Annotated in this window: 15 protein-coding genes and 1 riboswitch; of the genes, 5 read left to right on the top strand and 10 right to left on the bottom strand. The window is 49.8% G+C overall.

Annotation, left to right across the window (positions count from 1 at the left end; translation table 11 throughout):
* Nucleotides 1-16 precede the first annotated feature (16 nt).
* Nucleotides 17-1291, bottom strand: coding sequence for an exopolysaccharide biosynthesis polyprenyl glycosylphosphotransferase (locus OSH01_RS02780; protein ID WP_266122515.1), 1275 nt, complete (start codon nucleotides 1289-1291; stop codon nucleotides 17-19).
* A gap of 545 nt (nucleotides 1292-1836) precedes the next feature.
* Between OSH01_RS02780 and OSH01_RS02775 the strand changes: the two genes are divergently transcribed.
* Entirely contained in the window at nucleotides 1837-2862 is a 1026-nt protein-coding gene (locus OSH01_RS02775; protein WP_266122514.1) for an O-antigen ligase family protein, read from the top strand.
* A 35-nt stretch (nucleotides 2863-2897) separates the two neighbouring features.
* On the opposite strand, the gene rfbC is transcribed toward OSH01_RS02775, so the two are convergent.
* The 7 genes from rfbC to rimO form a co-directional block, all read right to left on the bottom strand.
* The gene (rfbC, locus tag OSH01_RS02770) at nucleotides 2898-3434 is read right to left on the bottom strand and encodes a dTDP-4-dehydrorhamnose 3,5-epimerase (protein ID WP_266122513.1); all 537 of its coding nucleotides are present in this window, start codon (nucleotides 3432-3434) and stop codon (nucleotides 2898-2900) included.
* Nucleotides 3431-4528, bottom strand: a complete 1098-nt coding sequence (rfbB, locus tag OSH01_RS02765; protein ID WP_266122512.1) for a dTDP-glucose 4,6-dehydratase — start codon at nucleotides 4526-4528, stop codon at nucleotides 3431-3433. The genes rfbC and rfbB overlap by 4 nt, the downstream gene beginning before the upstream one ends.
* An 8-nt stretch (nucleotides 4529-4536) precedes the next feature.
* Entirely contained in the window at nucleotides 4537-5436 is a 900-nt protein-coding gene (gene rfbD / locus OSH01_RS02760) for a dTDP-4-dehydrorhamnose reductase (protein ID WP_266122511.1), read from the bottom strand.
* Nucleotides 5437-5467: 31 nt separating this feature from the next.
* Nucleotides 5468-6340: a glucose-1-phosphate thymidylyltransferase RfbA gene (gene rfbA, locus OSH01_RS02755; protein ID WP_266122510.1), complete on the bottom strand. Its 873-nt coding sequence runs from the start codon at nucleotides 6338-6340 to the stop codon at nucleotides 5468-5470.
* Between the two features lie 18 nt (nucleotides 6341-6358).
* Entirely contained in the window at nucleotides 6359-7369 is a 1011-nt protein-coding gene (galE, locus tag OSH01_RS02750) for a UDP-glucose 4-epimerase GalE (protein WP_266122509.1), read from the bottom strand.
* Nucleotides 7370-7407: 38 nt separating this feature from the next.
* Nucleotides 7408-7932 (bottom strand): gamma carbonic anhydrase family protein, encoded by a 525-nt coding sequence (locus tag OSH01_RS02745; RefSeq protein WP_266122508.1) that lies wholly within the window; start codon nucleotides 7930-7932, stop codon nucleotides 7408-7410.
* 182 nt (nucleotides 7933-8114) lie between these two features.
* A complete protein-coding gene (gene rimO / locus OSH01_RS02740; protein WP_266122507.1) occupies nucleotides 8115-9434 on the bottom strand; it encodes a 30S ribosomal protein S12 methylthiotransferase RimO in 1320 nt (439 codons plus the stop codon).
* A gap of 136 nt (nucleotides 9435-9570) precedes the next feature.
* Between rimO and rsmB the strand changes: the two genes are divergently transcribed.
* From rsmB to OSH01_RS02720, 4 genes are read left to right on the top strand one after another with little or no spacing between them, the layout of a single operon-like run.
* Nucleotides 9571-10917, top strand: a complete 1347-nt coding sequence (gene rsmB / locus OSH01_RS02735) for a 16S rRNA (cytosine(967)-C(5))-methyltransferase RsmB (protein WP_266122506.1) — start codon at nucleotides 9571-9573, stop codon at nucleotides 10915-10917.
* Between the two features lie 45 nt (nucleotides 10918-10962).
* A complete protein-coding gene (locus OSH01_RS02730) occupies nucleotides 10963-11544 on the top strand; it encodes a DUF4390 domain-containing protein (RefSeq protein ID WP_266122505.1) in 582 nt (193 codons plus the stop codon).
* Entirely contained in the window at nucleotides 11544-13865 is a 2322-nt protein-coding gene (locus OSH01_RS02725; RefSeq protein ID WP_266122858.1) for a sensor histidine kinase, read from the top strand. The genes OSH01_RS02730 and OSH01_RS02725 overlap by 1 nt, the downstream gene beginning before the upstream one ends.
* A 20-nt stretch (nucleotides 13866-13885) precedes the next feature.
* A complete protein-coding gene (locus OSH01_RS02720; protein ID WP_266122504.1) occupies nucleotides 13886-14590 on the top strand; it encodes a response regulator in 705 nt (234 codons plus the stop codon).
* 126 nt (nucleotides 14591-14716) lie between these two features.
* On the opposite strand, the gene OSH01_RS02715 is transcribed toward OSH01_RS02720, so the two are convergent.
* Nucleotides 14717-15193 (bottom strand): 6,7-dimethyl-8-ribityllumazine synthase, encoded by a 477-nt coding sequence (locus OSH01_RS02715; protein WP_266122503.1) that lies wholly within the window; start codon nucleotides 15191-15193, stop codon nucleotides 14717-14719.
* 102 nt (nucleotides 15194-15295) lie between these two features.
* A riboswitch (FMN riboswitch) is annotated at nucleotides 15296-15437 on the bottom strand.
* 81 nt (nucleotides 15438-15518) lie between these two features.
* The gene (locus OSH01_RS02710) at nucleotides 15519-16433 is read right to left on the bottom strand and encodes a dihydrodipicolinate synthase family protein (RefSeq protein ID WP_266122502.1); all 915 of its coding nucleotides are present in this window, start codon (nucleotides 16431-16433) and stop codon (nucleotides 15519-15521) included.
* Nucleotides 16434-16439: the final 6 nt, after the last annotated feature.

The raw sequence follows: 16439 nt of genomic DNA, 5'->3' as shown, positions 1-16439 counted from the left end.
TATTACTTTTTTTGAATTACCGCGCTCCAAACCCTGTTAGCATTACTCTAATAGTTAATAAAACAATTAGTAAATCTAAACCTAGTGAACAGTTTTTTATGTAATAAAAATCGTGCTCAATCTTAATCTGGGTTTCATCTGCCGTAGCAGTATAACCATGGCGTACTTGTGCCCACCCACTAATTCCAGGTTTTACAATATGACGGTAACTATAAAAGGGAATTTTTTGATCGTATTCTTTGACAAATGACGGCTGCTCGGGACGTGGGCCTATTAGGCTCATTTCGCCTTTTAAAATATTTAAAAATTGAGGTAGTTCGTCTATGCGAAGCTTACGAATTATGCGTCCCACTTTGGTGATGCGTGGGTCTTCCTCACAGGCAAATTGCTCAGGCGCCTGGCGGTCGAAGCGCATGCTACGGAACTTGTAAATTGTAAATGGTTTATTGCCTTGGCCTATCCGCGTTTGGGTGTAAATTACGGGGCCAGGACTTTCCAAACGAACTAATAAAGCGGTGAGTAGGGCGATAGGTATGGTAATGGGAAAACTGGCTATAACTAAAGCCACATCAAATATCAGTTTTAAACGCTCGTACATGGGTGATGGTAGGAGTGCCCCCATGTTATTTTCCGACATGCGGTGGATCTGTACTTTTCCGCTTAAGGACTCGTATATTTGTTTATCATGATACGCGGGAATACGTTGCAAGGCGCATTGTGTTAAAAAGCGCTGCTGATGCTCATCTATTTCGTCGAAGTTTGCGACTACAGCATCGTAGCGTACATCACCCAGTGCTAGTTCTGGTAAACGGCGGGCATCAATCAGGTCAAGTTGCATTAAAGCATCTGTATATTGGCCTTCTGTAATGATAGCTAGTTTTATCCGCTGATATTTATAGGTCAAGGCATATTCAATGTATTGCCATAGAACAGCACACATTCCACTTGCTAATAGCAAGTATCGTGAAACGGGTAACTGCGTCATAAAAACCACTAACGCTGTCAAACTATATACGAAGACTGTTTGGGTCATTAATAACCCCGCTGAGCGCCCTCCAGGGTGTAAACCTCGCAGGTACACCGCTGCAACATAACTGATAATGTTTGCAGCACTGGTCGCCCATAAAGCAATTTGTTGCCCAGGGTTTGGGTGTAAGAGATCGTGCCAAGACCAAAAAACTAAGTAAGGAAGGGCCACAGACACAAGCCAGCCTAACGCTAATAAAAACCAAAACGACAGCAAAATGCGTTCATGAAGGCGTTTTAAACGTTTAAAAGGGCTGATTTTCATTTTTTGTAAGTTGATGCGCAGTAGTGAACTACTATTATAGTGAATTGAGGTGTGAAAACTTCGTCTCATTGTAAGCTTAGCGCATTATACTCAGCCCTTTAGTAAGATCTGTTACTGTAGTTTTAACTACGGTAACCTCTTTGTGCGCTAACGATTTTCAGCCTCCATACGCAAAAGTTTTTGGCAGTTACTGCTTGTGTTGGCTGTTGCTGTACTGATTTCACGCTTAAGGCTTCGAACTCTAGTGCGATGGGTACAAGTAGTCCTCTTGTGTAGCCTATATTGTTGATTTGTTCATTCTTTGTTAATTTAATCTATTAAGATTTACGCCTGTGCCATATTTCTCAGTAAATTTTGCTTCAAGCATTTGTGTTTTTTTATACTTATCGTTATTGCTGACGACTGCTCGAGGCTACAGCGTAGGGCTGGGTTTGTTGTTATTGCTTTCTTTGTGGACTTTAACTCAGGCAAAAACTATACAACTTCGGCGATTAGACTATGTTCTTCTATTAGCTTTTTTCACAGCGGGGGGGCTGCAGGTAGGGTTGCTGATATATAACGGTGCTTCTTGGTCAGAGTTCGATTTGCCACTTCGTTATATCGCTGTAATACCTATATTATTACTGTGCTTGCACTATCCGCCTACGTTTGTAGGCTTGTTATCAGGCATTTGGGTGGGGGCAGTGGGCACCGCGATTTTAGCGGTTAGTGAGCTATATATAACTCAAGATAGAGCTACTGGTTTTACCGGTGGTATCCAGTTTGGGAACATGGGTTTATTGTTAGGCGTGTTTGCGCTGGGTATTGCTTTGTTTGGCCTAGAAACTAGAAAAAATGCTGGCTTCATACTTTTGTTCTTGGGGGCCGGGGTTGCTGGGGGAGTTATATCTCTTGCTTCTGGCACTAGGGGGGGATGGCTTGCCGTGCCTGTTGTGTTGCTTGTGTTTTATGCGGCCTATGTGAAGCGGGAAAATGCCTTACGACTGGGGGTACCTGTGGTAGTTGGTACTGTGCTGCTATTGGGAGCTGTGTCTCAGGCTCCGAGTATAAAGGCACGGATTGAGCTTGCGCAGTCAGATTTGATGGAGTTTCAAAAAGGGAATGCGGCAACCTCTATCGGTGCTCGTTTGGCTTTGTGGCGGGCAGAGTCGCAGTTAATTGCTCAGCGACCGTTTATCGGCTGGAGTAAGTCCGAGCATACTTTGGCTTTACAGGATATGGTTGCCCAAGGGAAGTTGGATCAAAGATCTTCTCAACTGGCTAATAGCCACAACACCTTTTTGGAACTATGGATCTATACAGGTCTTTTAGGTTTGATGGGAGTATTGTTTTTATTTTTTGTGGCTGGCTATGGGTTTTTTATAAAGATACGCTCAGCCAATCCCTATACTAAATTCGCAGCGGTAAGTGGGCTCAACTTAGTCTTGTCGTACATGATATTTAGTCAAACCCAAATTATGTTGGGCAGAAATAATACCTTGGTGTTCTTTTTGTTAATGCTGTGTATATTTTGGGGCATGATGCGCCATAGTGTTTATTGTGATGCTAAGCGTTTGCAGTCTGTCGAATAGGGTTTTACTGTTGGCTTACTACGCTGGTGGAAAGCTTAGCGGGCTATGCTAGAAAGCCTAGGCAAGCTTCCGTCTTTGGATGACAGCACAGGATTTTCAATGGGCCACATTATATTCACCTCTGGGCAATTCCAAGCTAGGCCGGCTTCGTCTTTGGGAAAATAGTACTCGGTGCATTGGTAGCTAATGTCAGCTATCTCCGACAGCACACAAAAACCATGTGCATAGCCAGGGGGAACCCAAAGCTGTCGATGGTTTTTATCGCTAAGCTCCACCGCTAGGTACTGGCCGTAAGTGTCTGATGTGGGTTGTATGTCCACTACCACGTCGTAGATATGGCCCATGTTTACCGTAATTAGTTTTCCCTGAGGGCGAGTTTTCTGAAAGTGCATGCCTCGTAGCACTCCTTTAGCGGAGCGTGACTGGTTGACTTGCACAAAGGGTATCTGGATGCCAGCAAGTTCCTGGTAGCGCTGGGCATTAAAAATTTCTTTGAAATGACCCCGCTGGTCGTGATGGAGTGTTGGCTCAATGATCAGCACGCCAGCTAGGTGTGTGTGGCTAATTTTCATGGTGTGTGAAGGCGTTCTGGGGCGGGTTTACCTAGGCGTTCAAGTTGATAACGATGTTCAAGTATAGGTTGCCACCAATGTGGATGGTCTAGGTACCATTGCACGGTACTACGTAGGCCAGCGTCAAATTCCCAGGTGGGTTTCCAGTCCAGCTCGGCTTCTATTTTACGCGTATCGACGGCGTATCGTTGGTCGTGCCCTGCGCGGTCATCCACAAACCGTATCAGTTCAGCGTAGTCGTTCACACCATTCGGCTTGTTCGGAGCAAGCTCGTTAAGCAAGTCGCACAGGGCGTGGACAATATCAATATTTTGCGTTTCTTGATGGGCGCCAATGTTGTAGGTTTCTCCAACTTGGCCGCGTTCAAGTACCCGGACTAACGCTTTGGCATGGTCATTAACATGTAGCCAGTCTCGGATTTGTTTGCCTGATCCATATAGGGGTAGGGCCCGGCCTTGTAAGGCGTTCAGCACTATATGGGGGATGAGTTTTTCTGGAAATTGATAGGGGCCGTAATTATTGGAGCAGGTGCTAAGGGTAACGGGCAAGCCATAGCTGCGGTGCCAGGCACGTACTAAGTGGTCAGCACTGGCTTTACTGGCCGAATAAGGCGAGCTAGGCGCGTAGGGGCTGGTTTCAAGAAATAAAGCCGCACCGTCCTGCAAATCTCCATACACTTCGTCGGTGGAGACATGATGGAAGCGAAAGCTTGCTTGTCGCGGGCTGGGTAATAGCTGCCAGTACGCTCGACTTGCCTCAAGCAGCGTATAGGTGCCTACAATATTGGTGTGAATGAAATTGCCAGGGCCATCTAAAGAACGGTCTACATGGGTTTCAGCCGCAAGATGAATGATGGCATCAGGCTGATACTGTTTAAGTATTCTATTTAGGGTGTCAGCATCCAGAATATCGGCCTGTACGAATTGATAGCGAGGATGGTCTTTAACGCTGGCTACAGACGCTAGACTTGCTGCATAGGTCAACTTGTCTAGGTTAAGTATCTGGTAAGAAGTGTTCTGTATGACATGGCGTATGAGTGCAGAGCCTATAAATCCTGCACCGCCGGTGATAAGTAGTTTTCGTGTCGGGGTCATCGTGATTCTTAAGGCGAAATGTGTAGCGCTGGTGTGGAAAGGGCGCTTAAGCTAGCTTGTATGCCTTCGTGCCAGTTATTGTTATAGCCCATGCCTAGCTGGTGTAAACGCTCCATACTTAGGCCAGACTGTGCTGGCCTATTGGCAGGGGTTAAGTAATCTTGGGTAGAAATAGGCGTTAAATAAGGAAGGCGCTTAAGTAGCAGACGTTCTTGAGCAGCCTTAAAAACAGTTTGTGCAAACTCAAACCAGCTGACATGCGGGCTGCCTGAAAAATGATAAATACCTTGTGCTTGAGGGTGTACGGCTAATTGTAGTAGTGTCTTAGCAATAGCAGGGGCGTAACTTGGGCCACCAATTTGATCGTTCACAATCTGTAAGCTATCGCGTTCGGTCGCCAGTTTCAGCATGGTGGTTAAAAAATTGTTGCCAAACTGACTAAATATCCAACTGGTGCGCAAGATAATACTATTTGCTAATGTTGCTAAGGCCGCTTGCTCCCCGGCTAGCTTACTTTTGCCGTATATATTATTTGGCGCTGTGGGCGCATCTTCTGCGTAAGCCTGGGCGCTATGGCCGTCGAATACGTAATCGGTAGATATGTGTATAAATCGAATCCCTCGGCGGGCACAAGCGCTCGCTAGGAGCTCAACGGCGTGCGCATTGATAGCATAGGCTAAGTCGGGCTCAGACTCGGCCTTATCTACCGCTGTATAGGCGGCTGCATTAATCACCACAGTAGGTTGATGGTAAGCTAACGCTCGCTCTATGCTTTTGCTATCGCATATGTCCAGCTCTTGCCGGTTTGTTAACTGCAACTTAGTGGATAGTGGCGCTTGGGAGTTGAGCCATTGAAATGATTGGCCCAGTTGACCTTTACCACCAGTAATTAGGATCTTTCGGGTCATTGAGACGATAGGCTGACGTTAATGATGAGGTTTACCCGTGCTCTTGAGCGATTTGTAGCAGGTATTGGCCATAATCGGTTTGGGCAAGCCTTTGGCCCTGAGCGTTGAGTTGATCGGCACTTAACCAACCATGACAGTATCCAATTTCTTCCAAGCAGGCCACTTTTAAGCCTTGGCGGTGTTCTATCGTGCGTATAAAACTACCAGCTTCTTGTAAGCTATCGTGCGTGCCCGTGTCTAGCCAGGCAAAACCGCGGCCTAAGCGCTTAACATGCAGCTCACCTAATTGTAGATAGGCGTTGTTCACATCGGTAATCTCTAACTCGCCTCGTTCAGACGGTTGTATATTTTTGGCGATCTCAACGACTCGGTTGTCGTAGAAATATAAACCGGTCACGACAAAGTTAGACTTAGGGTGAGTGGGTTTTTCCTGAATAGATAGGGCTTCCCCGGTTGCATCAAACTCAATGACGCCAAAGCGCTCGGGGTCTTTGACTTGATAACCGAAGACTGTGGCTCCGCTTGTACGGGCAGATGCTTCGTTAAGCATTTGGCTAAAGCCGTATCCATAAAAGATATTGTCACCCAAAATTAAGCAAACATGCTCTTTACCAATAAATGATTCACCAATCAGAAAAGCCTGGGCTAAGCCATCCGGAGAGGGCTGCGCGGCGTATTCAAGCTGTATCCCGTAACGGCTACCATCACCTAATAGCTTTTTAAAATTGGGTAAATCGTCAGGTGTGGAAATCAGAAGTATTTCATGTATCCCTGCCAGCATTAGCACCGACAAGGGGTAGTAAATCATGGGCTTGTCGTGAATAGGCAGCAGCTGTTTGGAGACAGCCAGGGTGATGGGGTATAACCGTGTACCTGCGCCGCCGGCTAAAATAATTCCCTTCATAGAGTTCAGTGCGTCATGTTAATTGCTTTGTCGCCCCTCCCACCTCCACGCATCATCGCACATTTCTTGTATGTCTTTGTCGGCGCGCCAGTTGAGTTTGGTTTCGGCTAAGCGGGTGTCAGCCCAGCACGAGGCGATATCGCCGGGGCGTCGGGGGGCAATTTGATAGGCCACTGGCTTACCACTACTGCGTGAGAATGCTTCTATCATTTCCAGCACGGAATACCCGCGTCCTGTACCTAGATTAACGGTGAGCAGTTCTGGCTCATTCGCTAAACAATAGCGCAGGGCGGCGACGTGGCCTTGGGCCAAGTCCATCACGTGGATGTAATCGCGTACGCCTGTGCCGTCGGGGGTGTCGTAGTCGTTGCCAAATACGCTGACTTGCTGACGTTGCCCGCTGGCCACTTGCGCCACGTAGGGCATCAGGTTATTGGGTGTGCCTTGCGGGGCCTCTCCGATTAAGCCACTGGGATGGGCGCCCACTGGGTTGAAGTAGCGTAAGCGGGCAATGCGCCAATTCGTTTCGCTGGCATACAGGTTGGCCAGTATTTCTTCGACGACTAATTTAGTATGGCCGTAGGGGTTGGTGGCCGAACAAGGGTGGTCTTCGGGAATGGGTAAAGTTTGTGGGTCACCATACACGGTGGCGGACGACGAAAAGATAAACGTGCGTACATCAGCGACCTGCATGGCTTGCAACAAGGTAACCGTGCCGGCCACGTTATTGTCGTAGTAGTTCAAGGGCTGAGCGACGGATTCACCCACCGCTTTAAGCCCGGCAAAATGCATGACCGCCTGAAACTGATACTGCTTGAATACCTGCTGTAGCAGGGCAGCATCGCGTATATCACCTTGGATGAATTCTGACCTTTGCCCGCTAATGCTGGCAATTGCATCCAGCACAGACTTTTGGCTGTTATATAAGCTGTCCAAAATGACGACCTGATAGCCGGCAGCCTGCAGTTCGACGCAGGTATGGGAACCAATGAATCCGGTACCGCCGGTGACCAGTATTTTTTGTGACATGCTACGACTCCGCAGGGCAAAGGTAAGGTGGCTTAAGTTTAATCGATCTTTATTAAGGCTGTTTTGTAATACGCGCCACGTTCGGCGTAGTTGTCGGTATTGGCGTGCATGCGGGCAATGTCTTCGTCGCTTAGCGTGCGCACGGCTTTAGCGGGCGAGCCAATAATTAGGCTGCGGTCGGGGAAGGTTTTGTTTTCGGTGACTAATGCACCGGCACCTACCAGGCTGTCTTTACCGATGACGGCACCATTTAAAATTACGGCTTGTATACCGATTAAGCTGCCTTCGCCGATGGTACACCCATGCAGCATGGCTTGGTGGCCGACGGTTACGCGGTCGCCCACGTCTAATACGTAGCCGGGGTCGGTGTGTAGTACGGCACCTTCTTGAATGTTAGAACCCACGCCTAGGGTGATGGTCTCGTTATCCCCGCGCAGGACAGCGCCGGGCCAGATGCTAGCTTTTTCTTTGACCACCACCTTACCGATTAAACAGGCTTCGTCCGCAACATAGGCACTGTCGTGAATCTGTGGGGTGTCGTTACCAAGTTGGTAGATGCTCATGGTTGGGTCTCCGTAGGTGTTGTGAAGCGGCCATGTATTAGTGAATGGCCTAAACGTGCTGGGTATTATAAGGGGCTAGATCGTACGGTTTGCAAGGCGATATGCCGCCGTTCAAAGCAGCTCCGTTTAGGGGGCTGCCTTCTCGTGTAGGCGTTTGTCTGTGTAGGCGATAGGGAGCGGTGTTAGACGGTCTCGGCAAATAAGTCGTATTCGCTGGAGTCGGTGATGCGTACACGGATAATTTGGCCTGGTTGAACGGTTTGCTGGGTGGTCAAGAAGACGTTGCCATCGATTTCAGGGGCGTCGGCGGCCGAACGGGCGATGAGGTCGCCGTCTTCATCGATTTCATCCACCAATACGTCCATTTCTCGCCCAACTTTGGCGGCGAGGCGGGCGGTAGAGATGGCCTGTTGATGCGCCATAAAGCGCTCCCAGCGCTCTTGTTTGACCTCGTCGGGTACGATGCCGTCTAGTTTGTTAGCGGGTGCACCTTCTACGGGGGAGTACTGAAAGCAACCGACGCGATCGAGTTGGGCTTCACTCATCCAGTCAAGCAGGTATTGGAAGTCGTCTTCGGTCTCGCCGGGAAAGCCCACAATGAAGGTAGACCGTATAGTCAGGTCAGGGCAGTCTTGGCGCCATTGTTTGATACGGGCTAAGGTGCGGTCTTCAAAGGCAGGGCGCTTCATGGCACGTAGTACCGATGGGCTGGCGTGCTGGAAGGGGATATCTAGGTAAGGCAGCACTTTCCCTTGGGCCATCAGCGGAATAATGCTGTCTACGTGAGGGTAGGGGTACACGTAGTGCAAGCGTACCCAGGCACCTAGCTCACCTAGAGCTTCAGCCAGGCTATGCATCGAGGTTTTAACAGGGCGGCCATTCCAAAAGCCGGTGCGCTGTTTTACGTCTATGCCGTAGGCACTGGTGTCTTGCGAGATCACCAGTAGTTCCTTTACGCCTGCTCGTACCAAACGCTCTGCTTCACTAAGCACATCGCCCACCGGGCGGCTGACCAGCTTGCCGCGCATCGAGGGAATAATGCAGAAGCTGCAACTGTGGTTACAGCCTTCAGAAATTTTTAGGTAGGCGTAATGGCGCGGGGTAAGCTTGATACCTTGAGGCGGAACGAGGTCAATATACGGGTTGTGATCAACGTTAGGCGGAGCCGCTTCGTGTACGGCGCGCACGACCTGTTCGTATTGTTGTGGCCCCGTTACGGCTAGTACGGACGGGTGTACGTCGCGAATGACTTGTTCGTCAACACCCATGCAGCCGGTGACAATCACGCGGCCGTTTTCCGCTAGGGCTTCGCCGATAGCTTCTAGGGATTCGGCTTTGGCGCTGTCAATAAAACCACAGGTATTGACTACGACTACATCTGCGTTATCGTAGCTTGGTGTAATCTGATAACCATCGGTGCGCAGTTGGGTAAGAATTCTTTCAGAGTCAACCAGTGCTTTGGGGCAACCCAAACTGACGAATCCGACTTTAGGAGCGCTCATAAAATTCCTTATGGAGCTGTGGAGCTTAAAATAGATATGGGGGTGATTTTACCGCTGGGGCAGTCTTTGCACAGCATCACCTGTATTTAGTGCTACAGTCGCACACCTTACTTTTTTCTTTGCTAAGCGCGAATCTATGTCCGGCGGATCTATTGCTACTCAAACTATACCTTTATCAGAACTCATACTATATAGCGCCCAGCATGTAGAAGGGGTGCTGGCAGGCCGATCGTTATCTGATGCCTTGGCGGAAACGCCAACTGGCATACGTGCCGGCGTGCAGTCGCTTAGCTTTCATACTTTGCGCCGCTTGGGCCATGCGCGCCAGATTCGGATTGTTCTGGTACCCCGTCAGCCTACTAATACCTGGCTAGATGCCTTGTTGCTGGTGTCGTTAGCCTTACTGGATACGGCAGTACGAGTGCAGGAGTGTGCCGACATTTATGCAGATAGGCCGGATATCCCTGTGTATGCTCCGCATACGGTGGTGAATCAAGCCGTTAATGCTGCGCATAGTCAAGATGCCTTACGGCCTTTTAAGCCTTTAGTAAATGGCGTACTAAGACGTTTTCTGCGTGAACGCGAAGCTATTTTAACCCAAGTTGAGTCGCGCCCCGAAGCTCGTTGGAATCATCCCGGTTGGTGGGTGAAAGCGTTGCGTAAAGCCTACCCACGCGACTGGGAGCAATTGCTGCTGGCCGCGAACCGTCCTGGGCCTCTTACGTTGCGGGTGAACGAGCGTGTCTGCAATGTGCAGCGTCTGTTGGCTGTGCTGGATGAGGCGGGTATCGAAGCGTTCTCGCCCGGCCAAGGGGCTGTTACGTTAAACAAGGCTTTGCCTGTGCACGCCATTCCTGGTTTCGACTTAGGTTGGTGGTCAGTACAAGATTGGTCGGCTCAGCAAGCGGCGTTGTTGTTACCTTTAAGCGATGGTATGCGGGTTTTGGATGCGTGCGCTGCGCCGGGTGGAAAAACGGCTCACGTGCTAGAGCGTGCCGATGTACGCATGACAGCGCTGGATATCGACAACGAGCGTTTGTTTAGGGTGCGGCAAAATTTACAACGTTTAAGTTTATTGAACGATAAGGTGGAGCTGGTGTGTGCCGATGCGGCGCGCACTCGTCAGTGGTGGGATGGCGAGCCTTACGATGCCATTTTGGCTGATGTGCCTTGCACGGCCTCTGGTATTGTGCGCCGTCACCCTGATGTACGTTGGCTTAGACGTGAATCCGACATACGCGATACGGCCCAGTTGCAGTCGGGTATCCTTGATGCTTTATGGGGTACCTTAAAGCCTGGTGGTTATTTGCTGTACAGTACTTGTTCTATCTTCCCCGAAGAAGGCGAACTGCAGGCGCAGGCATTTGCTGAGCGTCACGCTGACGCGCAGCGTTTGCCGGCTCCGGGGCAGTTATTGCCGGGCGTACCCGAGCAGTATCAGGGCGATGGTTTTTATTACGCCCTGTTTACGCGAACGCCCTGAGTTGACACAATATAGTTTCTTCACCTCAATATCACTATTTATCGGATGGTGCGCTTACTTCTTGTTCTGGTACTTAGTTTTTTCTGCGCGCTGTCTGTCGCTAGTGATAAGGCAGTGCACGCTGATCGCGACTATATCGAACGAATAGAACCCCGCCTACGCGAAGACAAACTGTATATTGATGTTGATGCTCACCTGACCTTAAGCAGCGAACTGCGCAATGCGGCAGAAAAGGGCATACCGCTGTATTTTGTGGCTGAAGTCGAGATTTTTCAGCCGCGATGGTGGTGGTTCAATAAAAAGGTTGTAAAAGAGCAACAAACCTGGCGTATCGTTTATAATGCCCTGACGCGTCAGTGGCGTGTGGGTACCAGCGATCTGTATCTCCCCGAGTCGTCGTTAGACGATGCACTTGCCCTGATTCGTCATATACGGGGTTGGGCTTTGGCATACGCCATCGATCTTGACCGCGATGTTGAATACGAGGGGCGTGTACGCATACGTTTGGATACGTCATTATTAGCACGACCATTTCAGGTTGATGCCATAAACAGTTCTTCCTGGTCACTGATTACCCCATGGAAAAGCTTCTCTTTTTCCGTTTCCGTCGACGAGCCCCAGCCTTGATACGCTGGATACTTCGTACGGCACTGGGCATTGCTGCCGTAAGCGCGATTGCGTTGTTTGGCTTGCTTGTTTGGTCTACGGGTAACGCTTCCAGGTATGCACAGCAATACGACTTGCTGTTGGTATTAAATGGTGTGTTGGCCGGCACCCTAGTGGTGTGGGTGCTGATGTTGACTGTGCGCTTATTGCGCCAGATACGTAGGCGCCAGTTTGGCGCTCGCATGACTGCCCGCTTTGCTTTTTATTTCACCTTAATCGGCATTATTCCAGGCGCCTTAATTTATGTGCTGTCTGTGCAGTTTATGTCGCGCTCGATTGAGTCATGGTTTAACGTGCGGGTAGATTCCGCGCTGGAGTCTGGCCTTAGCTTAGGGCGGGCCGCCCTTGATACACAACTGAGCGAGCTTGATAGCCGTGCGCGCAGTATGGTGTTGGTGCTTAATAAGGCGGACGAGGCCGATTACGGTTCGCTGCTTACGTCGTTACGCGAGGCGAATAAGTTAAGCGAGGCCATGGTCTTTAGCGGTAATGGCCGCTTAATTGCGTTTTCGTCGGGGCATTTTGATCGCTTACTGCCCGATTTGCCACCTGCCACGGTGTTAAATCAATTACGGGTATCGCGTTCGTACTCGGCGGCCGAGGTCGAGGAAGGGCGGGCGCCAGGGCCTTTCAACGAAATTGATACGGCTACTGAGGCAGGCTTGCGTTTACGCGTGGTGATGCCTTTAAACGATGGTTTTAGCTCTACCTTAGGCGCGGCATCTGAGGCGAAGTGGTTGCAGGTGTTGCAGCCCGTGCCAGAAAAAATAGCTCGGCATGCCAACCAGGTGCAACAGGGCTTCAGGGATTACCAAGAGCTGGCCTTATCGCGCCAAGGCTTGCGTAAGCTGTACGGTATTACTTTGACCCTAGCATTAATTTTAGTGGTATTTGCCGCCATGGCGGCCGCGTTAGCTCTATCGCGCCGTTTAACCAGCCCCTTGTTGCGCTTGGCGGCGGGCACTCAGGCGGTGGGGGTGGGCGATTACCGCCCCATACCCGAGCCTCCCGAACGCGATGAAGTCGGGCAGTTGACTCGCTCTTTTAATGCGATGACGCGGCAACTAGATGAGGCGCGTCACATGGTTGAGAATAACCGGTTGCAATTAGAGCGCTCTAATTTATATTTAGAATCGATTCTTAGTAATTTGTCTGCAGGGGTTGTGGTTTTTGATGAGCACTTTTGTTTGACCTTATACAATCAAGGGGCTCAGCGCATTTTAGGTTTGGATTTTAGCCTTTATATGGGTAAGGCATTAGATAAAGTAGATGGCGGGGAACGCTTTGCCAGTTTAATTTTGGCCGCATTTGCCCAATATCAAGCTTTGGGGTCCGAGTTACCTTATTGGCAAGAACAGTTTGAACTTAATACTGACGAGGGGAACGAGGCGAAAACGGGTTTGGTTACCTTATTAGCACGGGGTTCGCCATTAGGTATCGATGGTCAGGCTACGGGCTATGTGGTGGTGTTTGATGATATTAGTGATGTGATTTCCGCTAGTCGCTTAATGGCTTGGAGCGAAGTGGCTCGCCGTTTAGCGCATGAAATCAAGAACCCATTAACGCCCATTCAGTTGTCTGCAGAACGTCTGGCGATGAAGCTAGAGCCCTTATTAGACGAAAAACATGCAGCCATGTTGGTGCGTTATACCAATACCATTGTGAATCAAGTAGCGTCTTTAAAGAAAATGGTTGAAGATTTTCGCGAATATGCACGCAAGCCTGCTTTACAATTACAAAGCATTAACCTAAACGAGCTGATTACCGAGGTACTTACCTTATATGGTTGGGATCCCGTTGATGGGATGGTGCGAGATGATAAATACAGTGTGCAGATACAGGTCGATTTGCAGCAGGGCTTACCCCTGATTCAAGGAGACCCCACGCAGTTGCGACAAGTCATTCATAATCTATTGGCGAATGCCTGCGAGGCGGCTGCACAAGATCAATCACTTGACCTAGCCTGTGTATTTGTTAAAACATCAATGGCAAGTGTTAGTAGTACCGCAAATGGGGGTGCAATCCGTTTTGTTGTGGCAGATAATGGCCCTGGGTTTGATCAACAGATGCTGTCTCGGGTGTTTGAGCCCTATGTTACGACTAAACCTACCGGTACAGGTCTAGGGCTTGCTATAGTTAAGAAGATAATCGAGGAACACGGCGGGCGGGTAGAGATTTCCAATCGTCGTGAGGGGGGCGCACGCATTTCCATCCTCTTGACGCGCCTTGCTGACCACGATGTCCTTACGGACTCTGGACAGCAAGTAATTGATAATGCGTAATAATAAGTAGGTGACGCTTTATGGCCAGAATCCTGGTGGTAGATGACGAAGTAGGAATTCGTGAGCTCTTGTCCGAGATTCTTTACGATGAAGGACATACGGTTACGTTGGCAGAAAATGCTGCGCAGGCTCGCGAGGCGAGGCAGCGGGGCCGCCCTGACCTAGTTTTATTGGATATCTGGATGCCTGACACCGATGGTGTTAGTTTGCTTAAAGAATGGGCCTCTCAGGGCTTGCTAGATATGCCAGTGGTAATGATGAGCGGGCACGCTACGGTAGATACTGCCGTCGAGGCCACACGTATTGGTGCGGTGGATTTCCTCGAGAAACCCATTACCATGCAAAAGCTACTGAAAACAGTGGCGTCAGCCCTTGAGCGTACGGTAACGCCTGTAGTGGCTAATGCGGGTACACGCGCCCAGGCTGGCGCCATTGCGGGTCGTACGCTTACTGATGTGGGTGCGTTAGCCGGTGGCTCTATCCCAGTGGCAGCTGCCGCGGCCGAACCGCCGGAGGCAGAAAATAAGCTAGGCAGCATTTCTTTAGATTTGCCCCTACGCGAAGCGCGTGATGAATTCGAGCGTATTTATTTTGATTATCACCTACGCCGTGAAAATCACAGCATGACTCGTGTGTCCGAGCGTACCGGCCTAGAACGTACACACTTGTACCGTAAGCTTAAGCAGTTAGGCATCGACTCATCGCGTCGTCGCAATCAGTCGTAGTCCTAGTAAGCTGCCGCTAGCATACGCGGGCTATTCGCTGCGTCTTTCGACGCCTTACCGCCTCGAAAGACGCCGCTATGGTTGGTCCGCGCAATAAAGCCAGACATTCCGTCTGGCTTTATGTTTTTAGGCAGTGATTAATTTTGCGTGCTGATGAATGGTGTCTAAGCAGGTCTGTGCCGCTTCTTGGCCTTTAATAACAAAGTGCGCATGGAAGTAGTCGTGATGTTCGGGGCCACCGTGAAAGTGATGCGGGGTCAATACAACCGAAAACACAGGTACGCGTGTTTCTAGCTGCACCTGCATCAGGCCTTCAATAACTGCTTGAGCCACGAATTCGTGGCGGTATATTCCACCATCTACCACTAGGCCAGCGGCAATAATACCGGCATAGCGGCCTGTTAAGGCAAGTTGTTTGGTAAATAAGGGTATTTCGTAGGCGCCGCCTAGTTCGAAGTAATCGACTAAGGTGGGGTCTAGGCCTAGTTTTTGGGCTTCTGCGCTAAAACTTTGTTTGGCTTGATCAACAATATCTTTGTGCCAGCAGGCTTGGACGAAGGCAATACGTTTGCCTTGCAAGTCGGCAGTGGTGAAGCGGGTCATGAAAGTGTTCCTGTTTTAAAAGTACTCAAAAAACAGGGCTGGTGATAAACAGGACAGACAAAGCAGCGGCCACCTAGTAAGGTCGCCGCATGGTCGTGACAATCCCGTTCTCTCTTTATCCGGACTATAACCGTCGGCTCTGGAGTTACACCAGATCTGCTAACCTGCCGTGGGCAGGCGCTCGCGGGCTTGGCTTTAGGCCTTTACCGCCGGTGGGGACTTACACCCCGCCCTGAGAACGTCGCCGCATAACGCGGCGCACTAAGTTTACCCTTGAATGATGGGCTTGTGACTTCTAGGGCGGGTTATTTTGTTTATGCTGGGCTCACGGTGTTGCGTTGTCGGAGTGAGGATTCAAAGCGCCTACCTCTTGTAAAGCCTTCTTCACCGCTTCGTAGCCTTCGGCGCTTAGCGGTGCTTGGGGTAATAGAGGTTGGCCTACGTCGTATCCTTGTAGTTGCAGTGCGCCTTTGATGCACGCCGCTAAATTGTATTTACCAAAAATCTCATTAATGCGCCATAGCTTGCGTTGAAGCAGCATGGCTTGATCCCATTTTCCTGCCTTGCATAATTCGTAGAGCTCGACACTTTGGCGCGGAATAATACAAGCTGGTCCGGCCATCCAACCTGCTCCACCAATTAACATGACGGCGGTTGTGATGTGGGAGGAGGCAGCAAAAATGGTGAGTCGATCACCAACTAGAGATTGAATGCTGAGCAGGCGGCCCGTGTTATAGGAGGCGTCTTTCAAGTACAGCACGTTAGGAATCCAACTGAGACGTTCTAGGACAGCTGGTGTTAAATCAGAGCGCTGAAAATTGGGATTCGTATAGATGACGATAGGCAGGTCCACGGCATCAGCGATTGCTTTGAAGTATTCATAGACGCCGTCTTCTGAAATCGGAAAATAAGCTTCCAGCACCGCTAGAATTGCGTCGCAGCCTAAGGCTGCATAGGCTTTAGCCTGTCGTACCGCTTCTGCTGTGCTGGTGGCGGCGACACCCGCTACTACAGGAACTCGACCATTACTGGCTTGGACAACTGTTTGTATGACGGTTTGTTTTTGTTCTAATGATAAATAAGCGAACTCTCCGGTGGAGCCTAAGGGGGCTAGCCCATGCACTCCTTGTTGAATAAGGTCTTCGCATAGCTGATGCAAAACAGCCGTATTCACGCTTTGATCTTCGTTGATTGGGGACACCAGATAAGGAAATACGCCGTGGTAAGGAGTGTGTTTCATGTTGAT

The sequence above is a fragment of the Alcaligenes endophyticus genome, from assembly GCF_026344035.1.
Classification (GTDB): Bacteria; Pseudomonadota; Gammaproteobacteria; order Burkholderiales; family Burkholderiaceae_B; genus Alcaligenes; species Alcaligenes endophyticus.
This window is presented reverse-complemented; position numbering and strand designations above follow the sequence as displayed.